15 protein-coding genes are annotated in these 16378 nt (G+C 70.0%); 7 read left to right on the plus strand and 8 right to left on the minus strand.

What is annotated here, in order from left to right; translation table 11 throughout:
• Positions 1-15 precede the first annotated feature (15 nt).
• From BWR60_RS23925 to BWR60_RS23955, 7 genes are all read left to right on the plus strand, one after another.
• Positions 16-1005 carry an ABC transporter ATP-binding protein gene (locus BWR60_RS23925; RefSeq protein WP_218823649.1) on the plus strand — a complete coding sequence of 330 codons (990 nt, stop codon included), beginning with the start codon at positions 16-18 and terminating at the stop codon, positions 1003-1005.
• 1 nt (position 1006) lies between these two features.
• Positions 1007-2011 (plus strand): ABC transporter ATP-binding protein, encoded by a 1005-nt coding sequence (locus BWR60_RS23930; RefSeq protein WP_088153654.1) that lies wholly within the window; start codon positions 1007-1009, stop codon positions 2009-2011.
• A 237-nt stretch (positions 2012-2248) separates the two neighbouring features.
• Positions 2249-3211, plus strand: a complete 963-nt coding sequence (locus tag BWR60_RS23935) for a mannonate dehydratase (protein WP_088153656.1) — start codon at positions 2249-2251, stop codon at positions 3209-3211.
• 14 nt (positions 3212-3225) lie between these two features.
• A complete protein-coding gene (locus BWR60_RS23940; RefSeq protein WP_088153658.1) occupies positions 3226-4068 on the plus strand; it encodes an NAD-dependent epimerase/dehydratase family protein in 843 nt (280 codons plus the stop codon).
• A 187-nt stretch (positions 4069-4255) separates the two neighbouring features.
• Positions 4256-5467: a D-mannonate dehydratase ManD gene (gene manD / locus BWR60_RS23945; protein WP_088153660.1), complete on the plus strand. Its 1212-nt coding sequence runs from the start codon at positions 4256-4258 to the stop codon at positions 5465-5467.
• 5 nt (positions 5468-5472) lie between these two features.
• Positions 5473-6624, plus strand: a complete 1152-nt coding sequence (locus BWR60_RS23950) for a mandelate racemase/muconate lactonizing enzyme family protein (RefSeq protein ID WP_088153662.1) — start codon at positions 5473-5475, stop codon at positions 6622-6624.
• Positions 6618-7541 (plus strand): SMP-30/gluconolactonase/LRE family protein, encoded by a 924-nt coding sequence (locus BWR60_RS23955; RefSeq protein WP_088153664.1) that lies wholly within the window; start codon positions 6618-6620, stop codon positions 7539-7541. Before BWR60_RS23950 ends, BWR60_RS23955 begins: the two co-directional genes overlap by 7 nt.
• Positions 7542-7547: 6 nt before the next feature.
• Here BWR60_RS23955 and BWR60_RS23960 read toward each other — a convergent pair whose 3' ends face one another.
• The 8 genes from BWR60_RS23960 to BWR60_RS23995 form a co-directional block, all read right to left on the minus strand.
• Positions 7548-8327: an ABC transporter ATP-binding protein gene (locus BWR60_RS23960; protein WP_088153666.1), complete on the minus strand. Its 780-nt coding sequence runs from the start codon at positions 8325-8327 to the stop codon at positions 7548-7550.
• Positions 8318-9337, minus strand: coding sequence for a FecCD family ABC transporter permease (locus tag BWR60_RS23965; RefSeq protein WP_088153668.1), 1020 nt, complete (start codon positions 9335-9337; stop codon positions 8318-8320). Before BWR60_RS23965 ends, BWR60_RS23960 begins: the two co-directional genes overlap by 10 nt.
• Positions 9338-10414: an ABC transporter substrate-binding protein gene (locus BWR60_RS23970; protein WP_088153670.1), complete on the minus strand. Its 1077-nt coding sequence runs from the start codon at positions 10412-10414 to the stop codon at positions 9338-9340.
• 118 nt (positions 10415-10532) lie between these two features.
• Complete coding sequence (locus tag BWR60_RS23975; RefSeq protein ID WP_088153672.1) at positions 10533-11306, minus strand: substrate-binding domain-containing protein; 774 nt, start codon at positions 11304-11306, stop codon at positions 10533-10535.
• Positions 11307-11378: 72 nt separating this feature from the next.
• Positions 11379-12218 carry an HpcH/HpaI aldolase/citrate lyase family protein gene (locus BWR60_RS23980; protein WP_088153673.1) on the minus strand — a complete coding sequence of 280 codons (840 nt, stop codon included), beginning with the start codon at positions 12216-12218 and terminating at the stop codon, positions 11379-11381.
• Positions 12215-13417, minus strand: a complete 1203-nt coding sequence (locus BWR60_RS23985; protein ID WP_088153676.1) for a CaiB/BaiF CoA transferase family protein — start codon at positions 13415-13417, stop codon at positions 12215-12217. The genes BWR60_RS23980 and BWR60_RS23985 overlap by 4 nt, the downstream gene beginning before the upstream one ends.
• A gap of 11 nt (positions 13418-13428) precedes the next feature.
• Entirely contained in the window at positions 13429-14505 is a 1077-nt protein-coding gene (locus BWR60_RS23990; protein ID WP_088153678.1) for an ABC transporter ATP-binding protein, read from the minus strand.
• Positions 14498-16216 (minus strand): ABC transporter permease, encoded by a 1719-nt coding sequence (locus BWR60_RS23995; protein ID WP_088153680.1) that lies wholly within the window; start codon positions 16214-16216, stop codon positions 14498-14500. Before BWR60_RS23995 ends, BWR60_RS23990 begins: the two co-directional genes overlap by 8 nt.
• Between the last annotated feature and the right edge of the window lie 162 nt (positions 16217-16378).

Consider the following 16378-nt stretch of genomic DNA (forward strand, 5'->3'; position numbering starts at 1 on the left):
GACCGGAGGAAGGCGATGACCCAGCCGGCGGCGGCGCAGGCCGCGCCCGTCCTCGAGGTCCGCGACCTCGAGGTGACCTACTACACCGATTCCGGCCGCGCCCGGGCGCTGGACCATGTCAGCTTCACGCTGAACGCCGGCGAGAAGCTGGGCATGGTCGGCGAATCCGGCTCGGGCAAGAGCACGCTGGCCCTGGCGATGATGCGGATGATCAAGCCGCCGGGCCGGATCGAGGGCGGGTCGGTGATCGTCGGCGGCGCCGACCTGATGGCGCTCGACACCGAGGGGATGCGCCAGGCCCGGCTGTCGCGCATCGCCTATATCCCGCAGGGGGCGATGAACTCGCTGAACCCGGTGATGCGGATCGGCGCCCAGATGATCGACGCGGTGAAGTCGCATCTGCCGGGCGAGTCCCGCGCGGCGATCGAGGCGCGCTGCCGCCGGGCGCTGCAATCGGTCGATCTCGATGCCGGCGTCTTCCGCATGTACGCGCATGAGCTGTCGGGCGGCATGAAGCAGCGCGTCTGCATCGCCATCGGCATCCTGCTCGACCCGCACGTGATCATCGCCGACGAGCCGACCAGCGCGCTCGACGTCGTCACCCAGCGCCAGGTGATGGAGACGATCGACAATGTCCAGAAGGCGATCAACGCCGCGGTCATCCTGATCGGCCATGACATGGGGCTGATGGCGCAGTTCGTCGACAAGGTGGCGGTGATGTATGCCGGCCGGCTGGTCGAGGTCAGCACCGTCCGCGAGATGTTCACCGACCCGAAGCATCCCTATTCCCAGGCGCTGATCGACAGCCTGCCCAGCCTGGAGAACAAGGGCCTGTTCCGGGGCATCCCCGGCCTGGCGCCGTCGCTGCTGCGGCTGCCCGGCGGCTGCGCCTTCCACCCGCGCTGCGGCAAGGCGATGGAGGTCTGCGGCACGGTCCGGCCGGAGGAGCGCATCCTGGCTGGCGGCCGCGGCGTGACCTGCCACCTCTATGACGGGGAGGCCTGAGATGGCCGATCTGCTGCGCCTGGAGAACGTCTCGAAGACCTACACGCGCGGGCTGATGCACGCCCATCTCACCACGGCGCTGCGCGACTTCACCCTGACGCTGAAGGAGGACGAGCCGACGATCCTGACCGTGGCGGGGGAGAGCGGCAGCGGCAAGACCACGCTGGCCATGCTGCTGCTCGGCTTCATCGCGCCGACGACGGGGCGGATCATCTATCGCGGCCAGGACGTCTCGACCCTGCGCGGCAAGGAGAAGATGGCCTATCGCCGCGAGGTGCAGGCCGTCTTCCAGGACCCTTTCGCCGTGTTCAACCCGTTCTACACGGTCGACCACCTGCTGACCGTGCCGATCCGCAAGTTCGGGCTGGCCAGGTCGAAAGCCGAGGCGCGCGACAAGATGGAGGCGGCGCTGACCGCGGTCGGGCTGCGGCCGGAGGACATCCTGGGCCGCTTCCCGCACCAGCTGTCCGGCGGGCAGCGCCAGCGCATCAACGTCGCCCGGGCGCTGCTGCTGAAGCCGCGGCTGCTGATCGCGGACGAGCCGGTGTCGATGGTCGACGCCTCGCTGCGCGCCACGATCCTGGAGACGCTGCGCAACCTGCAGCGCGACCACGGCGTGTCGATCATCTACGTCACCCACGACCTGACCACGGCCTATCACATCGCCAAGTCGATCATCGTGCTGTATCGCGGCGCGGTGATGGAGGCGGGGGATGTCGACCAGGTGATCAAGGACCCGCAGCACCCCTACACCCAGCTGCTGGTGGATTCGATCCCCTGGCCCAATCTCGACCAGCGCTGGGGCGCCCAGCCGATCAAGGCGCGCGACGCCGCGGTCGGCACCGCCGGCTGCCGCTTCCGATCCCGCTGTCCGCAGGCGATGGAGGGCTGCGGGGCGGAACCGCCGCTGTTCCGCATCGGCGACCGCCAGACCGCCTCCTGCTTCCTGTACGACCGGCAGCCGCAGGTGGCGCGGGAGCAACTGTCGGAGCTGCTGCCGGCATGAATGACGATGAGTAGATTCTCCTCTCCCCCACGAAAGAACCGTCATTGCGAGGAGGCGCAGCCGACGAAGCAATCCAGGGGCCGGTGCGCACCGGCTCCTGGATTGCTTCGCTTCGCTAACAAGTAACTGGCCACTCAGGCGGCCAGTTACATCCAGGGCGGGTCGGCCTCCGGCCGGTGCGAAACTCGCAATGACGATCTTTTATAGGCTCACTGGTACGCACGGATCCTCACGACCATGCTCGAAATCGCCGAATTCATCAGCCCCACCCCGTCGCCCGTCTGGAGGCTGGCGAAGCAGGCCGGGGTGGACCTCGCCGTCGGCGGCCTGCCGCCCGACGACCTGCTGCAGGGCGAGGCGCCGTGGGACCTGGCGCCGCTGCAGCGGCTGAAGCAGCGCTATGAGGAGGCCGGCTTCACGCTCAAGGTGATCGAGGCGCGGCCGCCGCTGAACAAGGCCAAGCGCGGCCTGCCGGGACGCGACGAGGAGATCGCGACGGTCTGCACCCTGCTGCAGAACATGGGCAAGCTCGGCATCCCGGTCTGGTGCTATGAGTGGATGACCGATTTCAACTGGGTGCGCACCAACCTGGCCACACCGTCACGCGGCGGGTCGGTGGTCACCAGCTTCGCCCTGGCCGACGTGCCGGAGGACCTGACGACCAACCCGCCGATCGGTGAGGACGATCTCTGGGCCAATCTCGACTATTTCCTGAAAAAGGTGCTGCCGGCCGCCGAGGCGGCGGGGGTGAAGATCTCGATGCATCCGGACGACCCGCCGCTGTCGCCGATCCGCGGCGTCGGCCGGATCATGCGCAGCATCGACAACTACCGCCGCCTGGTCGACAGCGTGCCCAGCCCGATGAACACGATCACCCTGTGCCAGGGCAACTTCACGCTGATGACCGACGACCTGCCCGGCGCCATCCGCGGCTTCGGCAAGGCCATCTCCTTCGTCCATTTCCGCGATGTGGAGGGCACGCCGGAGGCATTCCGCGAGACCTGGCACGATGCCGGCAAGACCGACATGCTGGCCTGCATGCGCGCCTATCGCGACATCGGCTTCGACGGCGTGCTGCGCCCCGACCACGTGCCGACGGTCGAGGGCGACAGCAACGAACATGCCGGCTACTCCGCCTTCGGGCGGCTCTACGCCATCGGCTACATCCGCGGGCTGCACCAGTCCGTCTACGGCGCGTGAGCGGGGAGGGGACGATGGACACGAAGACCATTGCGCTGACCGGGGGCAGCGGCCGGATCGGCCGGGCCATCGCGGCGGCGGCGCTGCGGGCCGGCCACCGCGTCGTCAGCATCGACCGGGCAGGGCCGCCGGAGGGGACGAAAAAGCAGAAGGACCTCCGCTTCGTCACAGCCGATATCGGCGACTACGACGCGCTGGTCGCGGCCTTCCAGGGCTGTGACGCGCTGATCCACATGGCCGCCATCCCGTCGCCGGGCAACCACCCCGACCACATCGTCCACAACAACAACGTCACCGGCAGCTACAACGCGATGCGGGCGGCGATCGAGGTCGGCATCACCCGGATCGTCCAGGCGTCGAGCGTCAACGCCATCGGCCTGTCTTTCAGCCGCGAGGCGCATTTCGACTACCTGCCGCTCGACGAGGCGCATCCCAATTACACGGAAGAGCCCTACGGCCTGTCGAAATGGATCTGCGAGCAGCAGGCCGACACCCTCGCCCGCCGCTACAGCGACCTCAGGATCGCCAGCATGCGCTTCCACCTGGTGGTGGAGGAGCGGGCGCAGGCCGCGGCCGTCTACGGCTTCGTGACCAAGGCGGCGTCGAAGCATCTCTGGGCCTACACCCTCTACGATTCGGCGGCGCGGGCCTGCCTGCAGGCGCTGGACGCACCGTTCCAGGGCCATGAGGCCTTCTACATCGTCGCGCCGGACACGGTGATGGATATGCCGAGCCTCGACCTCGCCGGCCGCTTCTTCTCCGACGTGCCGGTGCGCGGCGACCTCGGCGGCAACCGCGCCTTCTTCTCCTCCGCCAAGGCCGAGCGGATGCTCGGCTGGCGCCATGATCCCGATTGATACCAGCGAATGCCACTTGCGAAAGAAGCGTCATTGCGAGGAGCGGAGCGACGAAGCAATCCAGGGGGCCGGTTCGCACTGGCCCCTGGATTGCTTCGCTGCGCTCGCAATGACGATCCTTTCGTAGGCTCACCGGTATGACTTTCTTCCTTCGTCGCACGCGACCCTTCTCATCCGAGGCCACTTCATGAAGATCCAGGACGTCAAGGTCATCGTCTGCTCGCCGGGGCGGAACTTCGTCACCCTCAAGATCGTCACCGACGAAGGCCTGTATGGCATCGGCGACGGCACGGTGAACGGGCGCGAGCTCGCGGTGGTCAGCTACCTGCAGGACCATGTCGCGCCGCTGCTGATCGGCCGCGACCCGGCGCAGATCGAGGACATCTGGCAGTATCTCTACAAGGGCGCCTACTGGCGGCGCGGGCCGATCACCATGGCCGCGATCTCCGCCGTCGACATGGCGCTGTGGGACATCAAGGCCAAGGCGGCGAACATGCCGCTGTACCAGCTGCTGGGCGGCGCCTCGCGGCAGAAGGCGATGATCTATTCGCACGCCCAGGGCATGAGCATCGAGGAGGCGGTCGACGCCGTCGGCAGGAAGCGCGACGAGGGCCATGTCGCCATCCGCTGCCAGGTCGGCATCCCCGGCCTGCCGGCGGTTTACGGCACCGGCAAGGGGTCGAAGCAGGGCCAGGGCGGCATGGTCGAAGCCCTGCCGCATGAGGAGGTGTGGTCGACCGCGAAATACATGAACCACATCCCGAAGCTGTTCTCGCGGCTGCGCGACACCTATGGCGACGATCTGCACCTGCTGCACGACACCCACCACCGCCTGACGCCGATCGAGGCGGCGCGGCTGGGCAAGGACCTGGAGCCGTTCCGGCTGTTCTGGCTGGAGGACCCGGTGCCGGCCGAGCTGCAGGAGGGCTATCGCCTGATCCGCCAGCACACCACGACGCCGATCGCGCTGGGCGAGATCTTCAACACCATCTGGGATGCGCGCCTCCTGATGGAGGAGCAGCTGATCGACTATATCCGCGTCACCTCGGTCCATGCCGGCGGCGTGACCGGGCTGCGGCGGATCTTCGATTTCGCCTCGGTCTACCACATCCGCACCGCCTGCCACGGGCCGATGGACGTGTCGCCGGTGGCGATGGGCGCCAACGCCCATATCGACCTGTGGGTGCCGAATTTCGGCATCCAGGAATTCTCCGGCTACACGCCCCTGATGCATGAGGTGTTCCCGCATTCCTGGCAGCAGGAGGGCGGCTACATCCATCCCGGCGAGGCGCCGGGCCATGGCGTCGACATCGACGAGGCGCTGGCGGCGAAGCATCCCTATCAGCGCGCCTACCTGCCGGTGAACCGGCTGGAGGACGGCACCCTCTGGAGCTGGTGAGCGCCATGAAGATCTCAGCCATCCGCGCCTACCCGGTCTGGGTCGGCACGCGCAACCAGCTGATCGTCAAGGTCGAGACCGACGAGGGCCTGTTCGGATGGGGCGAAAGCGGCCTCTCCGGCCGCGAGAAGGCGGTGGCCGGCGCGATCGAGCACTACCGCGAGTTCCTGATCGGCCGCGATCCGTTCCGGATCGGCGCGCTGTGGCAGGAGATGTATCGCAGCCAGTATTTCGAGGGTGGCCGTGTGCTGCAGGCGGCGATCTCGGCGATCGACATCGCGCTGTACGACATCCTCGGCAAGGCGCTCGGCGTGCCGGTCTACCAGCTCTTGGGCGGCAAGCAGCGGGAGCGGATCCCGACCTTCGCCAGCACCTCGGCCCCGCCCGGCGAGGAGATGATCGAGCAGGCGCGGGCGCTGATCGCCGCCGGCTGGACCGCGATGCGCCTGTCGCCCTCCGGCCATCGCGGCGGCGAGGTCTATGAGCCGCGCGAGCACATCGCGACGACGGCGAAATGGTGCGTCAAGGCGCGCGAGGCGCTGGGCGGCGACGTGGTGCTCGGCATCGACCTGCATCACCGCCTGTCGGTGGCGGAGGCGGCGAGCTTCTGCCAGAAGATGCCCTCCGGCACGCTCGACTTCCTGGAGGAGCCGATCCGCGACGAGACGCCGGAGGCCTATGAGGCGCTGCGGCGGATGGTCGACGTGCCCTTCGCCATCGGCGAGGAATTCGCCTCGAAATGGCAGTTCCTGCCGTACATCGAGCGCGACATCCACCAGTTCAACCGCATCGATGTCTGCAATGTCGGCGGTCTGACCGAGGCGATGAAGGTCGCGGGCTGGAGCGAGGCGCATTACGTCGACATGATGCCGCACAACCCGCTGGGACCGATCTGCACGGCGGCGACGGTGCATTTCGCCGCGGCGGTGCCGAACTTCTCCTGGCTCGAGACCCGGACCTCGACCGCCGAGCAGCTCGGCTTCGACGATGCCGAGCTGTTCCCGGTGCAGCCGCGGATCGAGAACGCGCACTACCCGGTCACCGACGCGCCCGGCCTCGGCGTCGAGGTGAATGAGGAGGCGATCCAGAGGCAGAGCTTCAAGTTCTGGGAAGCGCCGCATCTGAAGCGCCGCGACGGGTCGGTGACCAATTGGTAGACGCCGCGCTCGGCCCGCTCGAAGGACCGGCCTTCGACATCGTCGATCCGCGCTTCGCCGCCTGCACCGTGCCGGATGCCCGGGTCGAGCGGATCTGGACCGGCAGCCGCTGGACCGAGGGGCCGGCCTGGCTCGGCGCCCGCGGCCTGCTGGTCTGGTCCGACATCCCGGGCGACCGGATGCTGGCCTGGGAGCAGGCGACTGGGCGGGTCACGACCTTCCGCCAGCCGGCGAACAGCCCGAACGGCAACACGGTCGACCGCCAGGGCCGGCTGGTCACTTGCGAGCAGGCGCCGCACCGGATCGCGCGGCTGGAGCGGGACGGCAGGGTGACGCCGCTGGTCGACCGGATCGACGGCCGGCGCTTCAACTCCCCGAACGATGTCGTGGTGGCGTCGGACGGCGCGATCTGGTTCACCGACCCCAGCTACGGCAAGACCAAGGGGCGCGGGGAGGGGGCGGATGTGGAGGGCTGCCATGTCTACCGCTTCGACCCGACATCCGGGTCGGTGCGGCAGGTGACCGATGACTTCGTGATGCCGAACGGCTTGGCCTTCTCGCCGGACGAAAGCCTGCTCTACATCGTCGACACCGGCAGCACGGAGCGGCCGGACGCCCCGAACCATGTGCGCCGCTTCCGGGTCGGGCCGGATCACGCGCTGTCGGGCGGCGAGGTGCTGGCCGATGCGAACGGGCATTTCGACGGGCTGCGCGTCGACACCGCGGGCCGGCTGTGGATGGCGGTGGACGAGGGCGTCCGCTGCTATCTGCCCGATGGCACGCTGATCGGCCGGGTGAACCTGCCGGAGCGCGCCGCCAACCTGACCTTCGGCGGCGCCGGGCGCGACATCCTGATGATGACGGCGACCAGCTCGGTCTATCTCTGCCCGGTCAACGCCGTCGGCTGTGCGCCCTGAGGCATCTCACTCAACCATGGCGACGCAGGCGACATGGCCGTCGGCGCGGACCAGCCGGATCGGCACGCCATAGGCGTCGGTCAGCGTCGCCTCGGTCAGCAGGGCGGCGGTCGGGCCCAGCTGCGGCGGCTGCGACGGCGACAGGATCAGCGTCCGGTCGGCCAGCGCATGGGCATGGTCCGGGGCGTGGGTGGTGAAGATGACGCCCAGCCCCTGCCGCGCCAGCCGGCGCACCAGCGCCAGGAACCGGGCCTGGTTGGCGAAGTCGAGATGGGCGGTCGGCTCGTCCAGGATCATCAGCGCCGGCCCCTGCGCCAGCACCCGGGCGATCTGCACCAGCTGCTGCTCGCCGCCACTGATCTCGGTGTAGGGCGCGTCGGCCAGATGGGCGATGCCCAGCGTCGCCAGCGCCTCCCCGGCCCGGGCCGCATCCTCCCGCCCCGGCATGTCGAACCAGCCGAGATGCGGGGCCCGCCCCATCTCCACCACCGTGCGGACCGGGAAGGCGAAGACCGACTGGTGGCTCTGCGGCACCAGCGCCAGGTGGCGGGCGATCTCGGCCCGGCCCAGCGTGGCGATCGGCCGGCCAGCGACGCGGACGGTGCCGGCGGTCGGCGCCGCCAGCCCGGCCAGGCAGCGCAGCAGGGTCGACTTGCCGATGCCGTTCGGGCCCAGCACGCACAGGATCTCGCCGGCCGAGACGTCCAGCCCGACGCCCGCGAACACCGGCCGCGTCCGGCCGGGATAGGCGAAGCCCAGCCCGTCGGCCTGCAGGATCACGCCCATCCCAGAGACCCGCGGCGCAGCAGCAGCATGAAGGCCGGCGCCCCGACCAGGGCGGTGAGGATGCCCAGCGGGATCTCCGCCGCCGTCACCGATCGCGCCAGGTCGTCGATCAGCAGCAGGTAGCAGGCGCCGAGCGACAGGGTCGCCGGCAAAAGCTTGCGGAAATCCGGTCCGACCAGGATCCGGGCGAAATGCGGGATCACCAGCCCGACCCAGCCGATGATGCCGCTGATGGCGACGGTGGAGGCGGCGATCAGCGTCGCCAGCAGGACGACGACGGCGCGCAGCCGCCCGGCCTCGACGCCCAGGATGCGGGCCTGCTCGTCACCCATCGCCAGGAGGTTGATGCGCCAGCGCAGCAGCAGCAGGATCGCGGCGGACGGCACGGCCACCGTGGCGACCCCGGCGATGTCGGCCATCGACACCGAGGACAGGGAGCCGAGCAGCCAGAACTCGATCACCGGCAGCTTCGAGTTCGGGTCGGCGACGTATTTCAGCAGCGACAGCAGTGCGGTGAACAGCGACCCGACGATCACCCCGGCCAGCACCAGGACCAGGGTGGAGCCGGCGCGGTACATCCGGCCCATGAGGAAGCACAAGGTCACGGCGCCGAGGCCGAAGGCGAAGGCGCAGAGCTGGACGGCATAGCGCTGCTGGAACAGCAGGATGGCGATGGCGGCGCCGAAGCCGGCCCCGGCCGAGACGCCGAGGGTGAAGGGCGACACCAGCGGGTTGCGGAACACGCCCTGGTAGCAGGCGCCCGACATCGCCAGCCCGCCGCCGACGAGCATGGCGGCGACCACGCGGGGCAGGCGCACATCCAGCACCACCGACCCGACCACGGCCGGCCAGTCCGGCGTCATTGGCAGGATCTGCGCCGCGATCACCCGGATCACGGTCAGCGGCGGCACCGGATAGCGGCCGACCAGGAAGGACAGGAGGAAGGCGGCGACCGGCAGCACCACCAGCAGCAGCGCCGTCAGCCGGATCGAAGCCCGCGAGCGGGTCACTTAATTGGGGCCGGTGTAGGGCTGGCCGTAGAAGCGCTGGTAATAGGCATCCGCCTCGGCCTGCATGTCGATGTCGGCGAAGCGGTCGGGATACAGCTTCTTGGCCATCCACAGCTCGCCCAGCGCCAGCGCCTCGGGCAGCGGATAGCCCCAGGGCTTGACGTATTCCGGGGTGATGTAGATGCGGCCGGACTTCACGGCGTCGACCTGCTGCCAGGCGCCGCCCTGGCGGATCTGGTCGGCGACCGGGGCATAGCGGTCCTGCACGAAGATCACCTGCGGGTTCCAGGCCAGGATGTCCTCCATCGACACCTTGGTGGCGCCGCGCACCCCGGCGGCGACGTTGACGCCGCCCGACCGGGCCATGATGACGCCGGTGTACTTGCCCGAGCCATAGGTGTTCAGGTCCGGATTGGCCATGTACAGGCGGATGCGGTCGGCCGCGGCGATCCCGGCCACCCGGTCCTCCACCTGCTTGCGCCGGGTGAAGGCGTAGTCGATCAGCGCGTCGGCGCGGTCGGCCTTGCCGACGATCCGGCCGATCAGCTTCACTCCGGCCTTCAGCCCCTCGGCATAGGCGAAATCGTCATCGGCGAAGGTCGGGTTCAGCTTCGGCGCCTCGACGCCCTCGCCCTGCGACAGCGAGATGGCGACCACCGGGATGCCGGCGCGGCTGATCTGGTCGATCATCGCCGCCGGGGCGTAGTTGGTGACGAAGACGACGTCGGGCTTCAGCGTCAGCAGCTCCTCGACATTCACCATCGACAGGTCGCCGGGGGTGGGCAGGCCCTTCAGCTCCGGCGCGTATTTGTCCAGGCCGGGGATCAGGCTGGGCCAGCTGCGCAGCACGCCGACGATGCGGTCGGCGGCGCCCAGCTCGACCAGGATGTCCAGCGTCTGGTGCTGCAGCACGACGATGCGCCGGACATCGGCCGGCAGGGTGACGCTGCGGTTCAGCTGGTCGGTCACCGTCACCGTCTCGGCCGCCAGGGCCGGGGCCGGCGGCTGCGCCAGCAGCCAAGCCGCACACAGCAGCGCCAGCGCGCCGCTCAGACCACGATGCCAGGATGTAATCATCTGCCCCCGGAGACCCTGTTTTGCCGTGATTCTGCCGGCGCGTCGCATGCTGCCGCTATATGGGAGCGTATATATCGATCGGGGCGGGGCGGCAACGCCGCTGGTCGGAGGAGGGCGGTCAGCCCCCGGCGGCCAGCGCGACCGGGGTGAAGCCGGCCCGGCGCAGCAGCGCCTGGCCGTCCAGCGACAGCAGGAACAGGGCGAAGCGGGCGGCGGCCGGGACGCCGCCGGCCAGCAGCGTCAGGCCGTATTCCGGGCCGACCACAAGCTCCGGCGGCAGGTCGATGATGGTGAGGTCTGCATGCGCCGCGGCCAGCGGCCGCAGCCCGGTGGCATAGCCCAGGAAGATGTCGGCCTCGCCCTCGGCCAGGGCCTTCGCGATCGGGCTGTAGGGGGCCGCCGCCTGCGCGTTCGGCGGCGGCTCGGCCCCGCCGACCAGCTGCAGGGCCTTGGCGTCGAGGGTCGCGAAGGCGCCCGGCCGTAGCCGGTCGGCGCGGCGGAAGATCGCCCAGGCATAGTCGCCCGACGGGTCCTTCAGCGGCGTCGAGGTGCCGAGGCGGATGGCCGGGTCCAGCATCCGGTCCAGGAGGTCGGCGCTGCCGGCCGCCGCGACCCGGCGATGGACCACGGCGACCATGGCGTTGCGGGCGAACAGCACCGGCGGTCCGGCCAGGCCGGCCGCCGCCAGCCGCGCCGGGTGGCCGAGATCGGCCGACAGGAACAGGTCGGGCCGGTCGCCGGCCTTGATCCGCTCGCGCAGCAGCCCGGCGGGGCCGTGCCGGGTGTCGACCGCGACGCCCGTCGCCGCGGTGAAGGCGGCGGCCAGCGCCGGCAGGGCGACGCGCAGGCTGCCGGCGGCATAGACCGAGATCCGGTCGGGGGCGTTGGTCATCGGCGGGTCCTCCTGCAGCGGTGGCGACTGTGCCGCCGCCCGGTCCGGGAGTCCACCCAGGCTTCGGCCGGCCTACCGTGCCATGGCCAGCACGCGCCGGGCCCGCTCCACGATCGGCGCGTCGACGAAGCTGCCGTCGACCATGTAGGCGCCCTTGCCCTCGCGCTGCGCCGCCGCGTCGGCCTCGATCACCTTGCGGGCCCAGGCCAGCTCTTCCTCGGACGGGGCGAAGGCCTGGTTCAGGATCGGCACCACGGCGGGGTGGATGCAGCTGGCGCCGTCGAAGCCAAAGGCGCGGGCCTCGCGCGCCGCGGCGGTCATCCCCTCGATGTCGCGGAAATCGGCGACCGAGCGCAGCAAGCCGTAGGAGCGCAGCCCCGCCGCCTTGGCGGCGTAGTGCAGCAGCAGCTTCGGCAGCCGCAGCGTCTCCGGCGTCGGCAGGGCGCCGGTGGCGGTGGCGAAATCCTCCCCGCCGAGGGCGAGGGCGACGACGCGCGGGGCCGCGGCGATGGCGCGGGCGTCCAGCAGCGCCGCCGGATCCTCGATCAGCGGGATGAGCTCCATCGGCGACCGGCCGAGCTTCCTCTCGATCGGCTCCAGCCGGCCGACCAGCTCCGCCAGCTCCGCCGCGGCGGCGGCCTTGGCCACCATCAGCCCCGTGGCGCCGGCGCGGCAGGCGGCCTCAGCGTCGAGGAAGCGCAGCTCCGGCTCGGCGTTGATCCGGACATGGAGCACGGCGCCGGATCGGCCGGCCTGGGCGACGCTACCCGCCAGCGCCTCCCGTGCCGCCGCCTTGCGCGACGGCGCGACCGCGTCCTCGAGGTCGAGGATCACGGCATCGGCGCCGCGGGTATGGGCCTTCTCGATGAAGCGCGGCTCGGAAGCCGGGACGTAGAGCAATGAGCGGATCACGGGGCGTCTCCCTTGCGGGCCTGCGCGGCCCGGGCGATCTCGGCCTTCAGCTCCTCGGTGTGCTCGCCGAGGCCGGGGGCGGGGCGGCGCAGCCCGCCCGGCGTGCCGGACAGCCGCGGCAGCACGGCGTGCATCGGCAGCGAGCCGTTGTCGGCATCCTCGACCTCGACGATCACGCCGCGCTCGCGGAAATGCGGGTCGGCGGCGATGTCGGCGATGTCGTAGACCGGCCCGACCGTCGCCCCGGCGTCGCGCATCACCTGCAGCGCCGTCTCGCGGTCGCGCTCGGCGAACCAGGCGCCGACGGCCTGATCGACCAGGTCGCGGTGCTTGACCCGCGCGGCGTTGCTGGAGAAGCGCGGGTCGGTCTTCATGTCCGGCCGGCCGATGATGTCGAAGATGCGCATCGCGATCACCTGCATCGACCCGGACAGCGCGACATAGTGGCCGTCGCCGCAGCGATAGACGTTGCGCGGGGACGAGGTGTTGGACGCGCTGCCGGTGCGCTGCTTGACCTTGCCGGTGACGCGGTGGATCGCGGCCTCGGGGCCCAGCACGGCGAAGATCGGCTCCAGCAGCGACAGGTCGATCACCTGGCCCCGCGACAGGCCTTTCTCGCGGGCCAGCAGCGCCATGGTCACGGCCTGCGCCCCGGTCATGCCGGAGATCATGTCGGCCAGCGCCAGCGGCGGCAGCACCGGCTCGCGGTCGGGGAAACCGGTGCGGGCGGCGAAGCCGCTCATCGCCTCGACCAGCGTGCCGAAGCCCGGATAGGCGGCATAGGGTCCGGTCTGGCCGAAGCCGGAGATGCGGACCACGATCAGGTCGGGGTTGAGCTCCAGCAGCCGCTCCGGCGCGATGCCCATGGATTCGAGCGTGCCGGGGCGGAAATTCTCGATGAAGACATCGGCCGTCTGCACCAGCGCCAGCAGCGCGTCCATGTCGGCCGCCTCGCGCAGGTTCAGGACCATCGAGCGCTTGTTGCGGGCATAGACCTTCCAGTGCAGCGACTGGCCGTCATCGGTCCAGTCGCGGAGCGGGTCGCCCTGGGGCGGCTCGATCTTGACCACGTCGGCGCCGAAATCGGCAAGCTGCAGCGACAGCATGTTGCCGGCGACCAGGCGGGACAGGTCGAGGACGCGCACGCCGGACAGGGGGCCCTGCAGCGTCGGGTCGAAGCGGATCGGCTGTTCGGTCATCGGCGTCTCGTTCACGGAGCTTCGGGGCCGGCGGCGAAGATCGCCGCGGCCTCGGGCGGGATGCGGACGAAGGCGGTCCGCGCCTCGACCGCCTGGCTGGTCTGGATGCGGAAGGTGGTGCCGCCGCCGGCCACCTCATACTGGTACACCGGGCCCAGATAGGTGCCGTGCGCGACCTCGACCGGGATGGCGTTCTCGCCCGGCCCGTCGACCAGCTCGATCCGCTCGGGGCGGACGGCGACGACCAGGCTGCCGTCGCCGGCCGGGCTTCCCGCCGGCACGGTCAGGCGGCTTCCGTCGCGCAGTTCCACCGTGGCCCGTCCGTTCGCCTCTCCCACCATCCGTCCGGACAGGAAGTTGGAGGAGCCGATGAAGTCGGCCACGAAGGCGTCGGCCGGGCGCTCATAGATCTCCTTCGGCGTGCCGAGCTGGCGCAGATGCCCCATGCTCATCACCGCGATGCGGTCGGACACGGCCAGCGCCTCCGACTGGTCATGGGTGACGTAGATGGTAGTGACGTGCAGCCGCTCCTGCAGCTCCCGCAGCCACACCCGGGCGCGCTCGCGCAGCTTGGCGTCCAGGTTCGACAGCGGCTCGTCCAGCAGCAGCAGGCGGGGCCGGTAGACCAGCGCCCGGGCCAGTGCCACGCGCTGCTGCTGGCCGCCGGACAGCTCGAACGGATAGCGCTCGGCATAGCGCGTCATCTCGACCAGCGACAGCACCTCGCGGATCCGCTCGTCGCGCTCGGCCCGGCCGATCTTCCGCAGCTTCAGCGGGAAGGCCAGGTTCTCCGCCACAGTCTTGTGCGGCCACAGGGCGTAGCTCTGGAATACCAGGCCGATGTCGCGCCGCTCCGGCGGGACGAAGACGCCGCGGCCGCCGTCGAACAGCACCGCGTCGCCGATCCGGATGGTGCCGGAGGTGGCGTGGTTCAGCCCGGCGACCGAGAACAGGGTCGTCGACTTGCCGCAGCCGGAGGGGCCGAGGAAGGTCAGGAACTCTCCCGCCGCGACATGGATCGAGATGTCGTTGACCGCGGTGACGTCGCCGTAGCGGATGGTCAGGCGGTCCAGGACCAGGTCAGCCATAGATCTTTGCTCCGAAAACCGGGCGGGCGAGCAGGACGAAGGCGGCGGTGATCACGATCTGGATCGTCGCCAGCGCCGCCACCGGGCCGTTGTCGCCCTGGGCCGCGAGCTGAAGCATCGTGGTGCCGATGATCTCCGACCCCGGCTGGAACAGGAACACGGCGGTGACGTATTCCTTGAAGAAGTGGATGAACAGCAGCGCGAAGCAGGAGAACAGCGCCGGCTTCAGGATCGGCAGCACGATCCGCGTCACCGTCGTCCACCAGTCGGCGCCGGCGCTGCGGGCGCCGCGGTCCAGCTCCTCGCCGATCTGGGCCAGGGCCGGCGCGATGGCGCCGAAGCCGACCGGGATGTAGCGCAGGATGAAGGCGACCATCAGGATGCCGATGGTGCCCCGGATCATGTCGAGGCCCGGGACCCAGACCACGGCATAGAAGAAGCCGAGGCCGGCGATGATGCCCGGCAGCGCCCGCGGGAACAGGGCGATGTATTCCAGCGCCCGGGCGTAGCGGAACTCCGACCGGCGGGCGACCAGCGCGATCACGGCGATGAAGAAGGTGCCGATCAGGCCGCCGACCAGGGCGATGACCACCGAGTTGACGATCGACCGGACATAGGTCTCCGACGCGAAGACGGTGGCGAAGTTCGCCGTGGTCACCAGCTTCCAGAACGGGATCAGCGGCGTCAGGAAGCTGACGCCCGACCGCATCACGATGCCGGCGAACACCGCGACGATGGTCAGCAGCACATAGGCCAGGACGGCGGCGAAGGCGATCCAGCGCCAGGGGCCGAGGTCCAGCGTCGACGGCCGGCTGGCCTTGCCGCGCACGGTGACGAAGCGGCCGCTGCCCTTCATCAGCGCGCCCTGCAGCCAGACCAGGCCGGCCACGATCAGCAGCAGGATCACGGCCGCCGCGCCGACGATGCCGTAATCCGGCCGCACCGCGGCGTTGATGCCGTTGTTGTAGAGGAAGGTGGTGACCGTGTTCAGGCCGCCGGGCGCGCCGAACAGCAGCGGGATCGCCAGCATCTCGATCCCGATCACGAAGTTGAGCACGCTGGAATAGATCATCGCCGGCCGCATCATCGGCACGGTGACCGAGAACAGGGCCCGGAACGGCCCGGCGCCGGCGGAGCGCGCGGCATCCTCCAGCTGCGGGTCGGCCTTGGTCACGGCGCCGAGGCACATCAGGTAGGACAGCGGCGCCTGGCTGAGGCCGGCGACGATACCCATCCCGGCGATCGAGTACAGGTTCCACGGCACGACGCCGAACCAGCTCTTCATCGCCAGCGAGATGTAGCCGGACGGGCCGTACATGGTCAGCCAGCCGAAGGCGATGACCAGGTTCGACACGAACAGCGGCCAGATTAGGATCTCGCCGATCCAGGTGCGGCCGGGCAGGTTGGTGCGCCCGACCACCACCGCCATGACCGACCCGAACAGCTGCGCCACCACCATCGTCAGCACGGCGAACATCAGCGTGTTGCCGAAGATGCCGAGGATGGTCGGGTCGCCGAAGAGGCGCTGGAAGTTGCCCAGCGTCGCCGTCGCCCCCTCGGCATAGAGCGGGCGGTCGAGGAAGGCCTGCGCCAGGATCGGCGCCAGCGGTCCGACCACCAGCAGGGTGGAGAGGATCGCGACGCCCCAGAAGATCAGGCGCGAGCGGTCCCAGCCGGGCCGCGCGGCCCGCTCGAGGGTCATGTCGGTCATGGGTCCTGTCCGATGCATGGGCGCGGGAGTTCGTCAGGGGTGAGGGGCCGGAGCCACCCCCTCACCCGAAATCGCTCCGCGATTTCGACCTCTCCCCAAGGAGAGGTAAGAGGGCCGCAGCCTCGTTTCCCTCTCCCATGGGGAGAGGGAGGGGCGCGCCCC

Origin of the sequence: Inquilinus limosus (genome assembly GCF_002195995.1) — a bacterium.
Lineage (GTDB): Bacteria > Pseudomonadota > Alphaproteobacteria > DSM-16000 > Inquilinaceae > Inquilinus > Inquilinus limosus_C.

Excerpts from the sequence above, each read along its gene's own strand:
- BWR60_RS23925 (WP_218823649.1), top strand. The coding sequence starts at position 16 with ATGACCCAGCCGGCGGCGGCGCAGGCCGCGCCCGTCCTCGAGGTCCGC.
- BWR60_RS23930 (WP_088153654.1), top strand. The coding sequence starts at position 1,007 with ATGGCCGATCTGCTGCGCCTGGAGAACGTCTCGAAGACCTACACGCGC.
- BWR60_RS23935 (WP_088153656.1), top strand. The coding sequence starts at position 2,249 with ATGCTCGAAATCGCCGAATTCATCAGCCCCACCCCGTCGCCCGTCTGG.
- BWR60_RS23940 (WP_088153658.1), top strand. The coding sequence starts at position 3,226 with ATGGACACGAAGACCATTGCGCTGACCGGGGGCAGCGGCCGGATCGGC.
- manD (WP_088153660.1), top strand. The coding sequence starts at position 4,256 with ATGAAGATCCAGGACGTCAAGGTCATCGTCTGCTCGCCGGGGCGGAAC.
- BWR60_RS23950 (WP_088153662.1), top strand. The coding sequence starts at position 5,473 with ATGAAGATCTCAGCCATCCGCGCCTACCCGGTCTGGGTCGGCACGCGC.
- BWR60_RS23960 (WP_088153666.1), bottom strand. The coding sequence starts at position 8,327 with ATGGGCGTGATCCTGCAGGCCGACGGGCTGGGCTTCGCCTATCCCGGC.
- BWR60_RS23970 (WP_088153670.1), bottom strand. The coding sequence starts at position 10,414 with ATGATTACATCCTGGCATCGTGGTCTGAGCGGCGCGCTGGCGCTGCTG.
- BWR60_RS23975 (WP_088153672.1), bottom strand. The coding sequence starts at position 11,306 with ATGACCAACGCCCCCGACCGGATCTCGGTCTATGCCGCCGGCAGCCTG.
- BWR60_RS23985 (WP_088153676.1), bottom strand. The coding sequence starts at position 13,417 with ATGACCGAACAGCCGATCCGCTTCGACCCGACGCTGCAGGGCCCCCTG.
- BWR60_RS23990 (WP_088153678.1), bottom strand. The coding sequence starts at position 14,505 with ATGGCTGACCTGGTCCTGGACCGCCTGACCATCCGCTACGGCGACGTC.
- BWR60_RS23995 (WP_088153680.1), bottom strand. The coding sequence starts at position 16,216 with ATGACCGACATGACCCTCGAGCGGGCCGCGCGGCCCGGCTGGGACCGC.